This is a genomic window from Azoarcus sp. Soil_N_20 (assembly GCF_057656155.1).
In genome coordinates this window covers 122,267-139,652 of sequence record NZ_JBDGKX010000003.1, presented here as the reverse complement: position 1 = coordinate 139,652, position 17,386 = coordinate 122,267, and the positions used below count along the sequence as shown (strand labels likewise).

Here is a 17,386-nt window from a genome sequence, read left to right as displayed (position 1 = left end):
GCGCGGTCAAGTTTGTTGCTCACCAAGGAGGAAGTGGTATGGCTACCCAGTTGTTGATCTACGAGACGGCTGTTCCGGTGTCGAAAACGCGTCATGGCGACTGTTCGGTGGAGATGGCAGGCGGGTACGAGTTCACCCGCCACGTCAATGCCGTGCCACTGATGGCAATCGAATTCCCCGCCGCAACGCAGGAGTACGCGATCGTGTTTGCGGGCAAGGACGACGTGATCATGCCGTCGGTCATACTCGGGATGCGCGGGCAGGAAAATGCCTATCTGGATAGCGCCGGAGGGTGGCGTGCCAAGTACATTCCGGCCTTCGTACGGCGTTACCCGTTCGTCTTCTCCTCCAGCGACGATGGCAAGACCTTCACGCTGTGCATCGACGAGGCGTATGCAGGCTTCAATCGCGCGGGACGCGGCCAGGCGATGTTTGCCGAGGACGGCAAGCCGAGCGTCTATGTGGACGGGGTACTGAAGTTCCTGCAGGAATACCAGGCCCAGTTCCAGCGCACCCGGATTTTCTGCGACAAGCTGCGCAAGCTCGACCTGCTCGAGCCCATGCAGGCGACGCTTGCACTCGAGACCGGGGAGCGGATTTCCCTGACCGGTTTCATGGCGGTGAGCCGGGACAAGGTCAAGGCGCTCTCGGGCGAGGCCCTTGCCGAGTTGGCGAAAACGGACGAGCTGGAGCTGCTCTACCTGCATCTGCAGTCGATGCGGAACTTCAACGTGATGCGTGATCGCATGATGGCCGCCCCCGCGGCGTTGCCTGAAACATCGGCGCAGACGGATGAGCCGGGGACCACGGAGGACGGATCGGCAGAGCACGCGACCCTGCGATGAGGCCCATGTGGGTGGATGCGGGCGGAGGGGCGACCGCTCGCCCGCGGGCAACCCTCTGCCGTCCTGAAATCGATTCGAGCGGAGTCCGAGCACGATGACGCAGACGGCCTCCGTCCATTCCATCGCCGCCGAGGATCATGCACGCGCGGAATCGGCGGCGTGGGCCCAGTTCTCGGAGCCATCCGATAGCGCGGCGTTCTGCCGGAGTTGGCTGGTCATCCTGTGCACCCAGGTCGATCGGGTCAACGGTGCGCTGCTCCTGACCCGCTCCGATCAGCAGGGGGCCTATGCCGTCGCCGCGGTGTGGCCCGATGCCGGGCGGACGATGCAGTACCTTGCCCAGGTCGCCGAACGGACCCTGACCGAAGGCCGCGGCATCGCCTCGGCGCCCGACGGCGTGTCGCCTCCCGCACCGAATCAGCCGGCCTATGTCGGCTATCCGGTGCAGGTTTCGGGGGCGCTCGAGGCTGCGGTGGTGCTGGACCTGGCACCGCGCAGCGAGGCCGAGCTCAAGCGCGCGCTGCGGCAGGTCCATTGGGCGACTGCCTGGCTGGTCGATGATTTTCGCCAGCATGCCATGGCGCGACTTCAGGGGCGACTCGATCGCCTCGGCGTGGCGGCCGATCTGGTCGCGACCGCCCTGCAGGAGCGCCGCTTCGGCTCCGCAGCGCTGGCGGTGGCCAATGAACTGGCCGCACGGCTGGAGTGCGAGCGGGTCAGCCTGGGGTGGGAGACCGCGGGCAGCATCAGGGTGGAGGCCATTTCCCATACCGCCAACTTCGACCCCAAGGCGGAACTCGTGCGCGGCATCGGCGCGGCGATGGACGAGGTGCTCGATCTCGATGTGCCCATCACCTACCCCGTTGCCGAGACCGACGACCTGGGCTTGCTGGCCCACGCCGATCTGGCGCGCCAGTGCCGCGACAGCGGGATTGTTTCGGTGCCCCTCGTGGAAGCGGGCGTGACCTGCGGCGTGCTGACCCTGGAGCGTACCGGCGAGACGCCCTTCGATGAGGGCGCGGTCGAACTCGTGAAGACCGTCGGTCTGCTGCTGGGGCCGATCCTGACGCTCAAGCGCGAAAACGACAAGAACCTCCTGGCGCATGCGGGTGCGACTGCCTCCGGGCTCGTTCGCAGCGTGTTCGGTCCGCGCCACCCCGGGGCCAAGCTGATCGTGCTCGTGCTTGCGGCGGTGACCCTCGTCCTGACCCTGGTGGAAACCGACTACCGCGTCAGTGCCAGGACGGTGATCGAAGGCGCAGTTCAACGCGCCGCGGTCGCGCCTTTCGACGGCTATGTAGTCGAAAGCCTGGTCAGGGCGGGCGACCGGGTGAAGCAGGGGCAGGTGCTGTGCCGGCTGGACGACCGCGAACTCCGGTTCGAAACGACACGCTGGCTGTCCGAGCGCGAACAGCTCCTGCGCAAGCATCGGCAGGCCTTTGCGGCCGGCGAGCGCGCGTCGATGACGGTGCTGGCGGCCCAGGTCAGCCAGGCCGAGGCCCAGCTTGCGCTGGTGGAGGACAAGCTCGCGCGTGCGACGCTGGTCGCACCCTTCGACGGCATCGTGGTGTCCGGCGACCTGAGCCAGTTGCTCGGCTCGCCGGTGAAGCTCGGCGAGAAACTGTTCGAGGTCGCGCCGCTCGACGCCTATCGGGTGATCCTGCAGGTGGACGAGCGTGACATCACCAACGTCGGCCTCGGCCATTCCGGCAATCTCGTGCTGTCCGGGATCGCGCACGAGATCATGCCGTTCAAGGTGGAGCAGATGACGCCGGTGGCCACCGCCGCCGACGGACACAACTACTTCCGCGTGGAGGCACGTCTGCTGCATCCGTCCACGCGCCTGCAGCCCGGCATGGAAGGCGTGGGCAAGGTCGACGCCGGCAAGCGCCGCCTGCTCTGGATCCTGACCCACAGCCTGGTCGACTGGCTGCGTCTGTGGGCGTGGAACCGGCTCCCATGAACCGGGGCGAGCGTCCGGTGGCAGGCCGATGACGGCGCCACTCCTCAGCAGCATCTGGTATCGCGTCGCGGCGCTGAAGCCGGCGCTGCGCACCCAGGTGCGTCTGCACCGACATCGCTACCGGGGCGAAGTGTGGTATCTGCTGCAGGATCCTGCGTCGAACCGGGTTCATCGGTTCACGCCGTCCGCGCGGCTGGTGATTGCGGCGATGAACGGCGAGCGCACAGTCGCCGACCTGTGGGCCCTGGCCGGGCGCCGGCTGGGGGACGACGCCCCGACCCAGGACGAGATCATCCAGTTGCTCGCGCAGTTGCACGGCGCCGACCTGTTGCGCGCCGACGTGACCCCGGACGTAGCGGAGATCTTCGAGCGCGGCGAACGGCAAAGCCGGGCGAAGCGGAAGCGCTCCTACGCCAACCCGATGGCGCTGCGCATGCCGTTGTGGGATCCCGACGCCTTTCTCAATCGCATCGACCCCTTCGTTCGGCCCTTGTGGGGGCGGTGGGGCGCGCTCCTGTGGCTGGCCGTGGTGTTGCCCGCCCTGTTCCTCGTACCGGTGCATTGGCTGGCGCTCAGCCACAATTTCTCCGACCGAGTCCTCGGTGCGGACAATCTGGTGCTGTTGTGGCTGGTCTTCCCGGTCATCAAGATCCTGCACGAACTGGGGCACGCGACCGCGACGAAGACCGGTGGCGGCGAAGTGCACGACATGGGCCTCATGCTGCTGGTGCTTTTCCCGGTGCCCTATGTCGAGGCGTCTTCGGCCACGGTCTTTCCCTCCAAGTACCGGCGTGCCCTCGTCGCCGCGGCGGGCATGATCGTCGAACTCTTCATCGCCGCCATCGCGTTCTATGTGTGGTTGCTGGTGGAACCGGGCATGGCGCGCGCCGTGGCCTACAACGTGATGGTCGTGGCGGGGGTGTCCACCGTGCTGTTCAACGGCAACCCCTTGTTGCGTTACGACGCCTACTACATCCTTGCCGACCTGATCGAGATCCCCAATCTCGCCCAGCGTTCGCTGGCCTACTGGGGCTACCTGCTGGAGCGTTATCTGCTGAGGGTGGAGGGGCTGGAGCCGCCCGAGGCCTCGCGTGGCGAAAAGATCTGGTTCGTTTTCTACGGCTTCGCGTCGTCGGTGTATCGGGTTCTGGTCACGGTGGCGATCGCGCTGTTCATCGCCAGCCGGTTCTTCGTCGTGGGCGTTGTGCTCGCGATCTGGGCCCTGATCGCCACCGCGGTGGTGCCGCTGGTCAAGGGCATGCGCCACCTCCTCACCCATCCGCGGGTGCACCGCCGGCGCGGTCGCGCGCTCGGTATCGCCGCGGGGATCGCGGGCGCCGCGGTGCTGCTCCTCTTGCTCGTTCCGGCGCCGTTTCGCAGCCAGGCCGAGGGCGTCGTCTGGCTGTCCGAACAGGCCACGGTGCGGGCCGGCGCCAACGGCTTCCTGCGACGCTTCGTGGTCGAACCCGGCACCCGTGTGGTAACAGGTGACGTTCTGGCGCAGAGCTACGATCCCGAGTTGGATGCCCTGATCCGGCAGGGCGAAGCCCGCGTGACCGAGCTGGAGGCAACCTATGCCGCCTATTACGTCGAAGAGCGTGTGCGGGCGCAGCTGATCGGCGAGCAACTCGCGGCGGAACGGGTCGGGCTCGCGCACCTGCGCGCGCGCTCTGCAGACCTGGTGGCGCACAGCACCGCAGAGGGTGTTTTCATCGCACCGGGCTGGCGTGACATGGAGGGCCGCTATTTCGCCAAAGGGGAGCCGCTCGGCTACGTGACCGACAGGATGAGGCCCCTGGCCCGGGTGGTGGTCAGCCAGGATGAGATCGATCAGGTCCGGCTCGCGACCGACCGGGTGCAGATTCGGATGGCCCACAATCTCGCCGAAGCGCTGGACGGTCGAATCATACGGATGGTGCCGGCCGGCGAAGCGGCGTTGCCCAGCCGCGCCCTGACGACTGCGGGCGGTGGACAGATCTCGGTCGATCCCCAGGATCCCCGGGGGGACAAGGCGCTGGCGCGCATGTTCCAGCTCGACGTCGTGCTCGAGGGCGATACCCACGTGGCCTTCTTCGGCCAGCGCGTGCAGGTGCGTTTCGACTTCCGCCCCGAGCCGCTGGCCCGCCAGTGGTATCGCGCCGTGCGGCGGTTGTTCCTGGCCCACTTCAATGTCTAGGACGGCGGTGTTTGCCGACGTACTCGACTTCGCGCCATCGCGGCCCTACCCGGAGCGCGCCGAAGACGAGGGGCGCTGGCACGACCAGGCTGCGGAATTCCTGATCGCCCGCGCCACCGGCGCCTTGCCCGAGCGCGTCCGGCGTCCGTCCCGCCAGCTCGAGAATCTGGTGGAACGGGTCGATCGCGAGGGAGAGACGCTGCGTTCCGATAGCGACGCCCGCCTGCTCGAACGGGCGAAGGGCCTGCGCCGTCGGCTCCGGCGTGAGGGATTCGGCCCCGAGCTGGTTGCCGAGACCTTCGCCCTGGTTCGGGAAGGCGCCGCGCGGGTGCTGGGCCGGCGCCATTATCCCTCGCAACTGATGGCGGGGGCCGCGCTGCTCGAGGGCCGCCTGGTGGAGATGGCCACCGGCGAGGGAAAGACCTTCGCTGCCACGCTCCCGTCCTGCGCCATGGCGCTGGCGGGGTATCCGGTGCACGTGATCACGGTGAACGACTACCTTGCCGCGCGTGATGCCGAGGAAATGGGGCCGCTATACGAGTTCTTCGGTTTGGGTGTCGGCCAGGTGGTACAGGGCATGCCGCCGGCGGCACGGCGCGAGGCCTACGCCCGGTCGGTCACCTACTGCAGCAACAAGGAGCTCGCCTTCGACTACCTGCGCGATCGCACCCAGTCGGGCGGCCGCACGAGCCGGCTGCATCTTGCCCTCGATGGGCTGGGCGGTGCGGCCGCACGCGATGGCCAACTGGTCTTGCGCGGGCTCTGGTATGGCCTGGTGGACGAGGCCGACAGCGTGTTCGTGGACGAGGCGCGCACGCCTTTGATCCTGTCCTCGTCGGTGCCTTCCAGAGGGCACGAGGAGGGCTGCCGGCGGGCGTTCGAGCTTGCGCGGGCGCTGGTGGCCGGCACGGATTACCGGGTGGACGTGGGCGAACGGCGCGTGAGCCTCACCGCCGACGGCGAGGAGCGACTCGAGTCCCTCGCGGCCGGCCTGCAAGGCGCGTGGGCGCTGTCGCGCGAACGCGAGGAGCGGGTGAGCCAGGCCTTGTCCGCGCTGTGCCTCTTCCATCGGGACCAGCACTACGTCGTCAGCGACGGAAAGGTCCAGATCGTGGACGAATCTACCGGACGGGTGATGCCGGACCGTTCGTGGGAGGGGGGCTTGCACCAGATGATCGAGACCAAGGAGGGCTGCGAATTGAGCGAGCGTCGTGAGACGCTCGCGCGCATTACCTACCAGCGCCTGTTTCGGCGCTACCTGCGCCTGGCCGGGATGAGCGGCACGGCGCGCGAAGTGGCGCCGGAGATCCGCAAGGTCTACCGTCTCGACGTGGTGACGGTTCCGCTCAACCGGCCGTCGCAAAGGCAACGTCTTCCCGACCGCCTGTGCCGGACACAGGAAGAAAAGTGGCGTCTCGTGGCCGAGCGGATGAAAGAGGTGGCCGTTCGCGACGCCCGGCCGGTGCTGATCGGCACCCGTTCGGTGCAGGCCTCGGAAGAACTGAGCCGGGTGCTCGCGGAACACGGGATCGAGCATGCCCTGCTCAACGCCAAGCAGGACAGTGCGGAGGCGCGGATCGTCGCCGAAGCGGGCCAGGGCGGGCGGGTGACGGTCGCGACCAACATGGCCGGGCGGGGCACCGACATTCGCCTCGGCGTGGGCGTCGCGGAGCGCGGCGGGCTGCACGTCATCCTCACCGAGTTTCATGAGTCGCGCCGGGTGGATCGCCAGCTCTTCGGGCGCTGCGCCCGCCAGGGAGATCCCGGCAGTTGCGAGGTGATCGTCTCGCTCGAGGATGAAATCTTCGCGGTGCATGCCCGCCGCCTGACCGCCTGGTTCAGGCGCCTTGCGGCCCAGGGCGACGGCGTGCCGCAGTGGGGATTGCGCAGCCTGCGGCGCAGGGCGCAGGCTGCCTCCGAGCAGCGCAGCGCCCGCGTGCGGATGGAGAACCTGAAGCTCGATCGTCGCATGGAAAAATTGCTGGCCTTTTCCGGCCAGGGGGAATGAGGCGATGTCGGCGAGGAGAGTGCGAATGCGAACGATAGGACGGCGGATGGTCTTTGGGGGCGGGTTGGCGGTGGTGTTCTGCTTCGGTGCGGTGGCGGCGCATGCCGCCGCGCCCTACGAGTGCCTGATCGAACCGGTTCAGGTCGTCGAACTGCGCAGCCCGGTCGAAGGGCTGATCGGCAAGATCAACGTGCAGCGCGGCGACCCGGTGATACGGGATCAGGTGCTGGTGGAGCTGCACTCGGAAGTGGAGCGCTCGACGGTGGAGCTTGCCCGTTACCGGGCGCAGATGGGCGCCCGCATTGCGGCGGCCCGCGATCGGCTCGACTATGCGCGAAAGAAGGTCGCGCGCCAGCGCGAGTTGCACAACCAGAATTTCGTCGCCGCCCAGGCGCGCGACGAAGCCGAGACCGAATGGCAGCTTGCCGAGTCGGAACTGCGTGAAGCGACAGAGACCCGGGAGGTCTCGCAACGGGAATACCGGCGTGCGCTCGAACTGCTCAAACAGCGTGTGCTTCGCAGCCCGTTCGACGGCGTCGTCATGGATCGCATGCTCAACCCCGGCGATCTGGCGGAATCGGGCACCGGCCGCAAGCCGATCCTGACGCTGGCCCAGATCGACCCGCTGCGCGTCGAGGTCGTGCTGCCGGTACAGGCCTACGGCCGACTGAAGGTCGGCATGACCGGGGAGGTCAGCCCGGAGGGCTTCGGCGGCAATTATCGCGCGACCGTCTCCGTCATCGACCCGGTACTCGACGCGGCCAGCGGTACTTTCCGGGTGAGGCTCGAACTGTCAGGCAAAAAAGGGGGACCGCCCGCGGGCGTGCGTTGCAGCGTGGTCTTCCCCCAGATGCAGGCCGATGCGGCCGGGGCCGGCCTGTAGATGCTGCGGGCAGGGCGGGACTGACGATGCCCGGTCATTGCGTTGCGCGCGACATGATGAATGTCCGACGCGGCGGGTTGCACTGCTGCCAGGTCCAATCCCACAGGAGCCCGACATACCAATGCAGCAGCGCATACCAGGAGGCACTCGAGTGTCATCGCAGCCTGGTGATCGTCATACGGCGGACTAACGCGCGTTAGCCGACGTCATCGCCCGCACTTTACGATCGTGATCCGCCCTTGTCCCGCAGCATTCATTTTGAATCCCGACTAGAATTCATGCTGTGTCCGGAGGCACGTTGCTGAGATTGGAGTCCACCCCGCAGCATCCAAACAAATAATGATCTCGTCTGAAGGGACGCCGGAAAGATGTATCTCGATAGCAAGCTCGCATGCCCCGAGTGCGGATCGACCCAGGTGCGGGAATCGAAATGGCAGTCTCGGACCGAGAAGCAATCGAACCCTGACACGCATCCCTACCGGTGCGTGAGCTGTTCGCACCGCTTTCTCGCTCGGGCGCGCAAAGAGAGGGTCAATACGACACTACCGGTCCTCACTGGCAGTTTCGTATTGCTCGGACTGATCGGCGTTGCGCTGCTGTTCAGCGGCGGCCCCGACCGCGACGAACAGGAAACGCGTGTCGAGCCCGACGCCTACGTGCAGCTGAACGCCGAGACTTTCGCTGCAGCCGGAGCCGGCGACGCGGAGGCCCAGTTCAGGGTCGGTCGAAAGCTGTTGGTGGACGCGGCACTGGACGGACACGATGGTGCTGAAGCGCTGACATGGCTGACCAGGGCTGCCGAGAAGGGGCATACGGGCGCGATGATCAAGCTCTCCCAGGTGTTCCGCACTGGCATTGGCGCGGTGCAGAACTACGCATTGGCAGCCCGTTGGGTTGAGCGTGCGGCGTACGCGGAGGACCCGGAAGGCATGCTCGAGCTCGGGCGGTTTTGGCGCGACGGAGTCGGCTTCGAGAGAAGTCCGGTGTACGCCTATGTCTGGATGAACCGTGCCGCGGCCAAGCACAATCTGGACGCCGCACGAGAACGCGAAAACGTGATTCGCAACCTGTCAGCCGACGATCTCAAGCTCGCGCAGCGACTGTCGCTCGAACCGATACCGAAGCTCGTCACCAATGACGATGATATGCCGGCGGCGCGGACTGACGCGCACGCTGCTCCCCGCGTGAGCTCGTCAGTCCAGGATCTGGAACGAAAACCTAAGCCATGAAAACAGGAGCATGGTCCGTGCCGGCCAAGGTGCGCGCCTTCATCGTGGGGTGAAGGCGGTCCGCCCTGGCTGTGGCGTACCGTTCATCAGCGAGCAGTGACGCCGCCTGCAGGCGGACGGCAGCCGAGGAAGTGCTATACCTCCAAGGGGGCGAGCGGGACACGTGCGGGCGCCAGGTCCAACCCCCACAGGAGGCCGACATGCCGATGCAGCAGAGCATACTGTTTTCGCCCATCGCCATCGGCAAGCTCATGCTGCCCGGGCGCCTGATCAAGACCGCCACCGCGGAGACGCGGGCAGACGACCAGGGCTTCGTTACCCGCGAACTCATCGATTTCTACCTGCCCATGGCCAGGGGCGGGACGCCCCTGATCATCACCGGCAACATCTATGTCAGTGCGGACGGCAAGTCGGCACCCAGGCAGGTCGGCGCGGACGACGAAGACAAGATGCCCGGGCTCACGCAACTGGTCGCGGCGGTGCATCTGCACGGATCGCGAATATTCGCCCAGCTCAATCATTGCGGCCGCCAGGTCGTGCCACGCTTCGCGGGCCTGGACGAAGCGGTGTCGGCCTCGGATTGCACTGAACTGGTGACGGGCACCCGGCCCCGCCCGCTGACGATAGACGAGATCGAGCGCATCGTCGGACAGTACGCCGACGCCGCCGAACGCTGCCAGGACGCAGGTTTCGACGGCGTGCAGATCCATGCCGCCAACGGCTATCTGATGAGCCAGTTCCTGACCCCATACACCAATCGACGCACCGATGCCTACGGCGGCTCGGCGGAAAACCGGATGAAACTGCTGCGGGACGTGATCCGTGCCATCCGCATGCGCGTGGAGCCCGGCTTTCCGCTCATCGTCAAGCTGAACGGTTCGGACTACCTGCCGCTCCGGCCCGGCCTCAAAACGCCCGAGCTGGTGGCGATCGCAGCGATACTGGAGGGAGAGGGCGTCGATGCGATCGAGGTCTCGGTCGGCCACTACGAATCCGGCTTTCCCATGGTGCGCGGCACCTTCGGACGCTGTCTGCGCAACATGGTCCGGGGCAGCATGCGCGAGCTGCCCTTTGGCCGCCGCTGGGGCTTCCGCCTGCTGTGGCCGCTGATGGCCGTGGCTTTCAATCTGTTCTGGCCCGCGCGCGAGGGCTTCAACCTGCGCTACACGGGAGCGTTCAAGGACAGGCTGTCGATACCCGTCATCTGCGTCGGCGGCTTTCTCACCCGCGAGGCGATGCAGCGCGCCCTCGAACAGGGGCTGTGCGACATCGTCTCCGCCGGCCGTGCCTTCATCGCCGACCCCTTGCTCTACCACCACCTGCGCAACAACGAGCGCGGCCCGCGCTGCGTCGACTGCAATGCCTGTGTCGGCCACCTGGGCGCGCAACCGGCGGACTGCTACCACCCCATCGTCCGCGCGGAAAAGGACGCAATGCTGATGCGACTCGGGCTCGCATCCGAGGGGCGGTCGCTGGACGAGTGAGGCCCCGGAGCGCGTTCGAGGGGATTGCCGGCGGGCCGTTGCGCAGCTTGCGGCGGGTGTTTTGCCCGGGACGCGGTGAATCTTCTCTTCCTAGAATCTGCGGGTCGAATGCGGGGGAGATCATGAAACGAACCGTGGTAGCGGGAATGGCAGGCGCCGTATTGTCGCTTCTGACACTCGAAGCGGGGGCGACGACGATGGAGCGCATGTTGACGGCCGGCCCGGAGCGGGTCTGGAATGCAGTGCTGGGCAGTGGCGTCCGTGTGCTCGACGCCGATCCGGCGCGTTTCGAAGCCACGATCAGCCTGGAGGACGCCCGACCCATCAGTGTGTCCGTGGACTGGGACGAGACGCATGGCGGCTCGCGCCTGGTGTGGTCGGGCGCAACAGCCGATTCCACGGGGTTTCGGCTGTGGGCGGACGGTGTTGCGGCCACCGCGCTGGAGCAGCTGCATCGCAACCGTTACTGTCGCGGATTGCAGCCGGACCCGCGTCATGACGAGGTGCCCGAACCGAGTCTGGAGGCGGCTACGGATTGCGGCCTGAGCACGGGCAATTTCTCGTCCGCGCTGCTCGAGCTCGAGAAGTGCGGCGATCACGAGACCACGCTGAAACTGCTCAGTCTGTGCGCGCGTCAGAACCACGCCATTGGTTTGGTCCGGATATCGCAGCTTTACGAGACGGGGGCGGGTGTGCCCCAACGCGCAGAGCGGGCCGTCCATTTTCTCGCGCGGGCGGCCGCGGCAGACAATACCGAGTACCACATCGTGGCCAAGACGCTTTATGCCACCGCACTTTATTTCGGCGTGGGAACGCCGGCAGACCGTGTCCGTGCGCTGGCGCTTTTCCAGACGGCGGCGAACCTGGGTGACAGCGCCGCAGCGGAGTTCTTGCGCACCGGATCGCATACTGCCTGGCGACGGGTGGATGGCAGTTTGTTCCGCGATCCCGATTTCGCGGGCGTGCGACCATGAGGCGGCGGGCTCGCGTGGGCCTGGCGGCTACGCTCATGTTGTTGCAGCCACAGATGGCGTCGGCCGGCGACGAGGGCGATCTGAGCTATCGCCATTTCGTCGATAGTCCACGGCGGATCAAGTGCCTCTACGGCTATGTCGCCGAAAAAACGGGCGATCACGCATCGGCGATCCGGATCTTCGAAGATTGCATTGCGCGCTGGAACGATGTGTATTCGATGATCTGGCTGGCGCAGATCCTGGAGTCGGGCATCGGCGTGGCGCGCGATGAAGGCCGTGCCGCACGCCTGATGGAGCGCGGCGCGATGACGGACGAGCAGGGCGGGTATGCGACCCTGGCCCGGTACCACTGGGGTGTGGCGCTGGCCGAAGGCCGCGGCGTGGCCGCCGACCCGGTGCGTGCACGCTACTGGCTGCAACGGGCGGCGGACGAGGGGGATGCTCAGGCTGCAGACTATCTGCGCCGTCGGGACCCAGGCCACTGAAGCTTTGCCCATGGGTTGTCAGCGAACCGGGCCGGTGCGGGGTCAGGGATCAAAGCCGATCCTCCGGGCGGCGCGCACGAGCTCGAAGTCGTTGCCCGCACCGAGTTTGGCCTTGATCTGGTAGTGCGTGTTGTGCACGGTCTTCGGGCTGAGTGACAGGATGCGGGCGATATCCGCGGCTGTGCGACCGTCGAGCAGCAATCTCAGGATTTCGGTTTCGCGCGGCGTCAGTGCGTCGGCCATCTGCCCGTCGCCTTCTCCACGCAGGCGTCGGACGTCCCGGGCGAGGTCGGGGCTGACGAACGAGCGTCGTCCGGCAAGCTCGTTCACCGCCTGGAGCAGAACTTCGGGAGGACTGCTCTTGGTGACATAGCCGAGGGCGCCGGCTTCCAGTGCGCGGCACGCCCATAGCGCGTCGCGGTGCATGCTGAAGGCCAGCAGGCGGGCTTCGCGATCGCGTTGCCGGATGCGCGTGATCAATTCAAGACCGCCAAGGTCAGGAAGGGCCAGATCGATGATGCACAGATCGGGTTGGCGCTCGCGCCACAGATGCATGCCGTCCGCGCCGGTGCCGGCTTCGCCCACCACCGTCATCGTGCCCTGTAGTTCGAGCAGGCGGCGATAGCCCTGGCGGACGACTGCGTGATCGTCGATCAACAGGAGACGGATCATGGCGCCTCGGTACCCAGGGACCGGGACGGGAGTTCGACGACGAGATGCGTGCCCATTCCCGCAGCGGTTTGCCACGCGACTCGGCCACCCAGGGCGGATACGCGTTCGCGGATGCCCACTCGGCCGTGTCCGTCCGGCGCTGGACAGGCGTCGTCGTCGCCTTTGCCGTCGTCGCGGATGGACAGCGTAAGCCGATCTTCGTCCACGCCCAGGTCGATCTCGATGAGGCTGGCTGCAGCGTGACGAAGGGCGTTGGTGAGCCCTTCCTGCACGATGCGATAGAGATGGGTTGCCAGGGCAGGGGGAAGGGTGTCGAGTGGTCCGTGATGGCGGAATTCGATACAGGGGGTGCCCGTAACAGGGGCACGTGCGCAGGCGGAGACCAGGTGTTCCAGGCTGGCGCTGAGGCCGAATGCGTCCAGCCGGGCCGGACGCAGGCGGTGGACGATGTTCTGGATACTTTCATGCATGCGCGCAAGGGCGTCACTGAGACTGTCGAGTACCGCGCCAAGGGGCGACGCCGGCGCGGCGAGAGACTGCCGCAGATAGGCGGTGTCCGCCCGCAGCGAAGTCAGGTGCTGGCCCATGTCGTCGTGCAGCTCGCGTGCAAGGTAGTGGCGTTCGCGTTCGCGTACGTCGAGCAGCCTTGTGGCCAGCCTGCGTTCCGCGGCGCGGGTTTCGGCCAGTTGGGCGGCGAGGCTGTTGAATTCGTTCGCGATCTTGCGGAACTCGTGAAGCTCGAAGGGCGGCAGGCGTACCTGGGTGTCTCCCGCCTCAAGGCGGCCGATCGCCGCCAGGATTTGGTCGGCCGGGCGCAGGGCGCGGCGGACCGGCAGCACGATGACTGCCGCCAAAATACCGAGCGCCACCCAGCTTGCCACGACCACGTAAACCGCGGACAACCAGCGCGACGCTTCCGCCTGCCAATCCGGGCGTACGCGGACTTCGCCCACAGTGACGCCAGGCGCTCGCAGCAAGGGTCGTCGCGCCGCATCGGTCGCAACGTGGGCGGCTTCCAGCCAGCGTGCGAGTGTTGCGGCGCCGGGGCGCGGCGGCGAGGGGCGCATGCACGTCGCCGCGATGATGCGCACCCACAGGTCTTCGACCTCGACGCAGAAGGCCAGGCGGCGTGCCAGGGGCTCGAGTATCGCAAGATCCACCCGGATCGACTCGCGGTTGAATGTGTCGGCCTGACGGGGCTGATCCTGGTTCAGTAGTTGCTGGACGATGGCCGTGGTCGGGGATACATCGGCAAGCGCGTCGCGCCGCACCTGCCAGGCGTGGAGGGCGAGCAGGACGAGCGCCGAGATCAAGGCAAAAACCAGCAGGCGTAACAGCAGGCTGCGCTGCAGATCGAGCGCAGCGGCGGTGGGCCCGACGGGCGGCGCATCCGTCACCCCATTGCATGGAAGTCGGGTGCTTGAAGCGTCAGGGCTGGCGGTGTCGGCATGCATGGTGCGCTATCTTCCCGCCTGCGCCTCGCTGACGGAAGCCCCCTGTGCCATTCCGGGCAAATTGCCCGCTGTCGGGTCGCTCGGCGCTTGCGGGTCGTGGCCGGCGCTACCATGCGCCGCAGCTCGGATGCATATCGCTTGCAGGGCCGAGCCCACGATCAAGGAGACGCCTGGTGTCACTACATGAGAATATCGCCCCGGCCGCCGATGGGCAGCCAACGGGAGCGTGCGCAACATCCCCAACGGCTTGTGCTCACGATCATGGTCGGCACGGCCTCATCAATGCCGGACGTCGGCAATGGGTGAAAGGGCTGGTGGCCGCGCCGCTTCTTGCCGGACCGTGCGCGTTGGCCTATGCGGACATGCAGTCGCCGGCGCCCGACGCCGGCGCCAGCGCCGCAGTCCTGGCGTCGGGTTTTGCGCGGCTGGCCGAAGGGATCGCCGCGGTGGCCCGGATCGAGCATTTCACGATCACGCCGGCGACCCTGCCCTGGAGCCAGACACTGGGGGCGCTCGAGGCCGGTCAGCAGGTGTCGTTCTTTCTCGACGGCGTATGGTGGTTCAGCAAGGACCATGGGCGTTGGCTGGAGCCTGGCTTCGTGTTCTTCGCCCGGGTGGCGGGGCACACCGAGAACAGTGCCATCCACAACTGCATGCAGAACACGGGCACCTTGACCGCAGATCGGGACGGTAGCTTGCAGATCGCGCGTTCCGTGGGCGAGTTTGCCAGTCCGCGGGGCGAACTGTGGGTGCCGGTCGAGCAGTATCTCGCCGCGCAGGGGCAGGTGGAGGGGGTGGCCGTCGTGTGGAATGGCGAAGCGCAGGACGGGCTGCTGGCCCTGTCGGCCCAGGGCGATGTGAACGGCATGGTGCGCGCCGAACTGCAGCGCATGCGACAGGCGCGCTTGATGCCGGCCGGCTGGCACAATTTCTTTGCCTTTGGCGACGGTGGCATCTTTACCGAAGCGCCGGGCGGCGACATCGCCTGCGAGACGCACAAGAACGTCGGCATCCTGCAGTACCCGCTTGCCGATCAGCCCTTGCGGCCAGGGCTGCAACTCGACTGGCGCTGGGTGGTGGATCGTCTGCCATCGTCCGTGCCCGAAGACCAGCTGCTCAACCATGACTATCTGTCGATCGCGGTCGAGTTCGACGACGGTCAGGACATCACCTATATGTGGAGTTCGAGCCTGCCGGTCGGCAAGGTGTTCCGTTGCCCGATCCCGGGCTGGGATGCGGTCGAGATCCATGTGGTGCAGCGTAGCGGGGTGAGCGAGCTGGGCGTGGAACTCAATGAACGCCGCGACCTGTTCGATGACTACCGGCGCATCGTCGGCGGCAATGCGACGCGGGTGGTAAGAGTCTGGCTGATTGCGAATTCGCTGTTCATGCGTCGGCATGGTCGTTGCGCATACCGCAGGATTGCGATCGGTCAGTCTGGCCGGCAGCAGGTGGTGCTCTAGCCGGCCCTCGGCGGCGACGCCTTGTCGAAGTCGATGCGCGCGACCTTGTGGCTCGGAAGAATGCCCTATGGAAAACACCTACGCATAAGGACAGATGCTTACCGGATGTCGCCGATCTAGTGATATCCATAGCGTGCCCATGGATAAAGACCAGCAATGGAAGAGACAATCGCGTCCGTGGTATCTGGGGAGGGCGCATCCGGGTGGCTCGCGCACATCGCCGACATGCTCGGCGCCGCGGCCAGCGGCATGCTCGCGCTGCACCCGGACGCCCCAATTGAACAGGTCTGCATGAGGTCATCGGTCTTCTATGAAATTGTCTGGATGCAAGATCAGCAGTCAAACTCCGCATCCCATGCCGAAAAGCTTCCGTAACGGTGAAAGTGGCTTGCCGCCCAGACCAATGCCCCAGCCATCGGCGCATCGAACGGGTTGTGTCCCGCGTCGTCAATAAACCGGAGTTTGCTACCCGGCAGCGCACGACTCAGCTTTAGCGCATTCTCCGGCCGGCACACCAGATCCAGCCTGCCATGCAGAATCGCCGTCGGTATCCCGCCAATTGCCGCAGCAAACTTCAGTGCCGCGTCTTCGCCAATGAAGCACTCATGTGCGAGGTAATGCGCCTGAACGCGATACTTGTCGAGCGCGGCCTCGATCGCATCGCCTTCCAGTCTGGGCAACTCGGGCGCCCGGCGCCCAGGACTCGATAGCGCTGCCTCCCAATGCATCCACCTCTCGACCGCGGCAATCGCCGCGTGGCGCTCCGGAGCGCGAACTGCGTTCAGATAGTGCTCGGCAACGTTCGCCCGCTGCACGTCGCTCAAAGGCGCAACGAGACGCGCCCAGGCCTCGGGCCGCACTGCACCCGCACCGCGAAAGAACCAGTCAATGTCCGCACGCCCGGTCAGGAAAATCCCGCGCAGGATGGCGCCGAGGCAGGCGGCCGGGTGTTGCGCGCAGTAGGCCAGCGCCAGGCTCGAGCCCCACGAGCCGCCGAACACCAGCCAGCGTTCGATCCCCAGGTGTGCGCGCAGGCGCTCGATGTCGGCGACCAGGTGGGCGGTGGTGTTGGCCGTCAGTTCGCCACGCGGGGTGCTGCGCCCGCAGCCGCGCTGGTCGAACAGCACGGTGCGGAAACGCTGGGGGTCGAGGAGCTGGCGGTGGCGGGGGCTGCAGCCACTTCCTGGGCCGCCGTGCAGGAACAGCACGGGCATGCCGTCGGGGGTGCCGCATTGTTCGAAGTACACGCGATGGCCGTCGCCAACGTCGAGCATGCCGTGGTCGTAGGGTTCGAGCGGCGCGAACAGCGCACCTTCCGCGCGCGGAGAGGCGGTGGCGGTCGGGGCCACTGGTAGCGCGGCAGACGTCGTGCCGGGGAGCGAGGTGGGTTCTGGGGCGGGTTCGGAGGTGGGTTTGGCGGAGCGGGTCATGGTCCGATGATAGTCCGGGGAACCGGTGCAGCGCGACGCCGTCCACTCGATTGACGGCGCGGGCGATACCGCGACCGTGATCTCATGAAAATCATGAGGCGATTCCGGTCGGATTCCTGATGCGCCGGGTGCGACGTCGAATGCACACTCGGGTCGTGAGCGGTCATTCAGGAACGCCACGTCGCTTCATCATCCAATAGGAGACAAGTCATGAAATGGGAAACCCCTGCAGCCTGCGATTTTCGTTTTGGTTTTGAAATCACGATGTACATCGCCACCCGTTAAGGTGATCCGGCGGGGTGGCGCGTACAGCGTCGCCC

At 66.5% G+C, this 17,386-nt stretch carries 15 protein-coding genes; 12 read left to right on the top strand and 3 right to left on the bottom strand.

Annotation, left to right across the window (positions count from 1 at the left end):
• Positions 1–38: 38 nt before the first annotated feature.
• The 9 genes from AC3A35_RS08065 (at position 39) to AC3A35_RS08025 (ending at position 12,047) form a co-directional block, all read left to right on the top strand.
• A complete protein-coding gene (locus AC3A35_RS08065; protein ID WP_487435522.1) occupies positions 39–845 on the top strand; it encodes a SapC family protein in 807 nt (268 codons plus the stop codon).
• A 94-nt stretch (positions 846–939) separates the two neighbouring features.
• On the top strand, positions 940–2,808 hold the full coding sequence (locus tag AC3A35_RS08060) for an efflux RND transporter periplasmic adaptor subunit (RefSeq protein WP_487435521.1): 1,869 nt from the start codon (positions 940–942) through the stop codon (positions 2,806–2,808).
• Between the two features lie 28 nt (positions 2,809–2,836).
• The gene (locus AC3A35_RS08055; protein ID WP_487435520.1) at positions 2,837–4,984 is read left to right on the top strand and encodes a site-2 protease family protein; all 2,148 of its coding nucleotides are present in this window, start codon (positions 2,837–2,839) and stop codon (positions 4,982–4,984) included.
• Entirely contained in the window at positions 4,977–6,992 is a 2,016-nt protein-coding gene (locus AC3A35_RS08050) for a preprotein translocase subunit SecA (protein WP_487435519.1), read from the top strand. The genes AC3A35_RS08055 and AC3A35_RS08050 overlap by 8 nt, the downstream gene beginning before the upstream one ends.
• A 25-nt stretch (positions 6,993–7,017) precedes the next feature.
• Positions 7,018–7,875 (top strand): efflux RND transporter periplasmic adaptor subunit, encoded by an 858-nt coding sequence (locus AC3A35_RS08045; RefSeq protein WP_487435518.1) that lies wholly within the window; start codon positions 7,018–7,020, stop codon positions 7,873–7,875.
• A gap of 368 nt (positions 7,876–8,243) precedes the next feature.
• Complete coding sequence (locus tag AC3A35_RS08040; protein ID WP_487435517.1) at positions 8,244–9,104, top strand: hypothetical protein; 861 nt, start codon at positions 8,244–8,246, stop codon at positions 9,102–9,104.
• Positions 9,105–9,304: 200 nt separating this feature from the next.
• Entirely contained in the window at positions 9,305–10,588 is a 1,284-nt protein-coding gene (locus AC3A35_RS08035; RefSeq protein ID WP_487435516.1) for an oxidoreductase, read from the top strand.
• 122 nt (positions 10,589–10,710) lie between these two features.
• Positions 10,711–11,562, top strand: a complete 852-nt coding sequence (locus AC3A35_RS08030; protein ID WP_487435515.1) for a tetratricopeptide repeat protein — start codon at positions 10,711–10,713, stop codon at positions 11,560–11,562.
• Positions 11,563–11,597: 35 nt separating this feature from the next.
• The gene (locus tag AC3A35_RS08025; RefSeq protein ID WP_487435514.1) at positions 11,598–12,047 is read left to right on the top strand and encodes a tetratricopeptide repeat protein; all 450 of its coding nucleotides are present in this window, start codon (positions 11,598–11,600) and stop codon (positions 12,045–12,047) included.
• Positions 12,048–12,089: 42 nt separating this feature from the next.
• Here AC3A35_RS08025 and AC3A35_RS08020 read toward each other — a convergent pair whose 3' ends face one another.
• Positions 12,090–12,719, bottom strand: coding sequence for a response regulator (locus tag AC3A35_RS08020; RefSeq protein ID WP_487435513.1), 630 nt, complete (start codon positions 12,717–12,719; stop codon positions 12,090–12,092).
• Entirely contained in the window at positions 12,716–14,173 is a 1,458-nt protein-coding gene (locus AC3A35_RS08015; RefSeq protein WP_487435512.1) for a sensor histidine kinase, read from the bottom strand. The genes AC3A35_RS08020 and AC3A35_RS08015 overlap by 4 nt, the downstream gene beginning before the upstream one ends.
• Positions 14,174–14,487: 314 nt before the next feature.
• Here AC3A35_RS08015 and AC3A35_RS08010 point away from each other — a divergent pair, with 314 nt between their 5' ends.
• Together AC3A35_RS08010 and AC3A35_RS08005 are read left to right on the top strand one after the other, a co-directional pair.
• Entirely contained in the window at positions 14,488–15,636 is a 1,149-nt protein-coding gene (locus tag AC3A35_RS08010) for a DUF3047 domain-containing protein (RefSeq protein ID WP_487435511.1), read from the top strand.
• A gap of 156 nt (positions 15,637–15,792) precedes the next feature.
• Complete coding sequence (locus AC3A35_RS08005; RefSeq protein WP_487435510.1) at positions 15,793–16,011, top strand: hypothetical protein; 219 nt, start codon at positions 15,793–15,795, stop codon at positions 16,009–16,011.
• On the opposite strand, the gene pip is transcribed toward AC3A35_RS08005, so the two are convergent.
• Positions 15,969–17,066 carry a prolyl aminopeptidase gene (pip, locus tag AC3A35_RS08000; RefSeq protein WP_487435509.1) on the bottom strand — a complete coding sequence of 366 codons (1,098 nt, stop codon included), beginning with the start codon at positions 17,064–17,066 and terminating at the stop codon, positions 15,969–15,971. The two genes, AC3A35_RS08005 and pip, sit on opposite strands and share 43 nt — an antisense overlap.
• 210 nt (positions 17,067–17,276) lie before the next feature.
• On the opposite strand from pip, the gene pqqA reads away from it, so the two are divergent.
• Positions 17,277–17,351: a pyrroloquinoline quinone precursor peptide PqqA gene (gene pqqA, locus AC3A35_RS07995; protein ID WP_108951310.1), complete on the top strand. Its 75-nt coding sequence runs from the start codon at positions 17,277–17,279 to the stop codon at positions 17,349–17,351.
• Positions 17,352–17,386 lie beyond the last annotated feature (35 nt).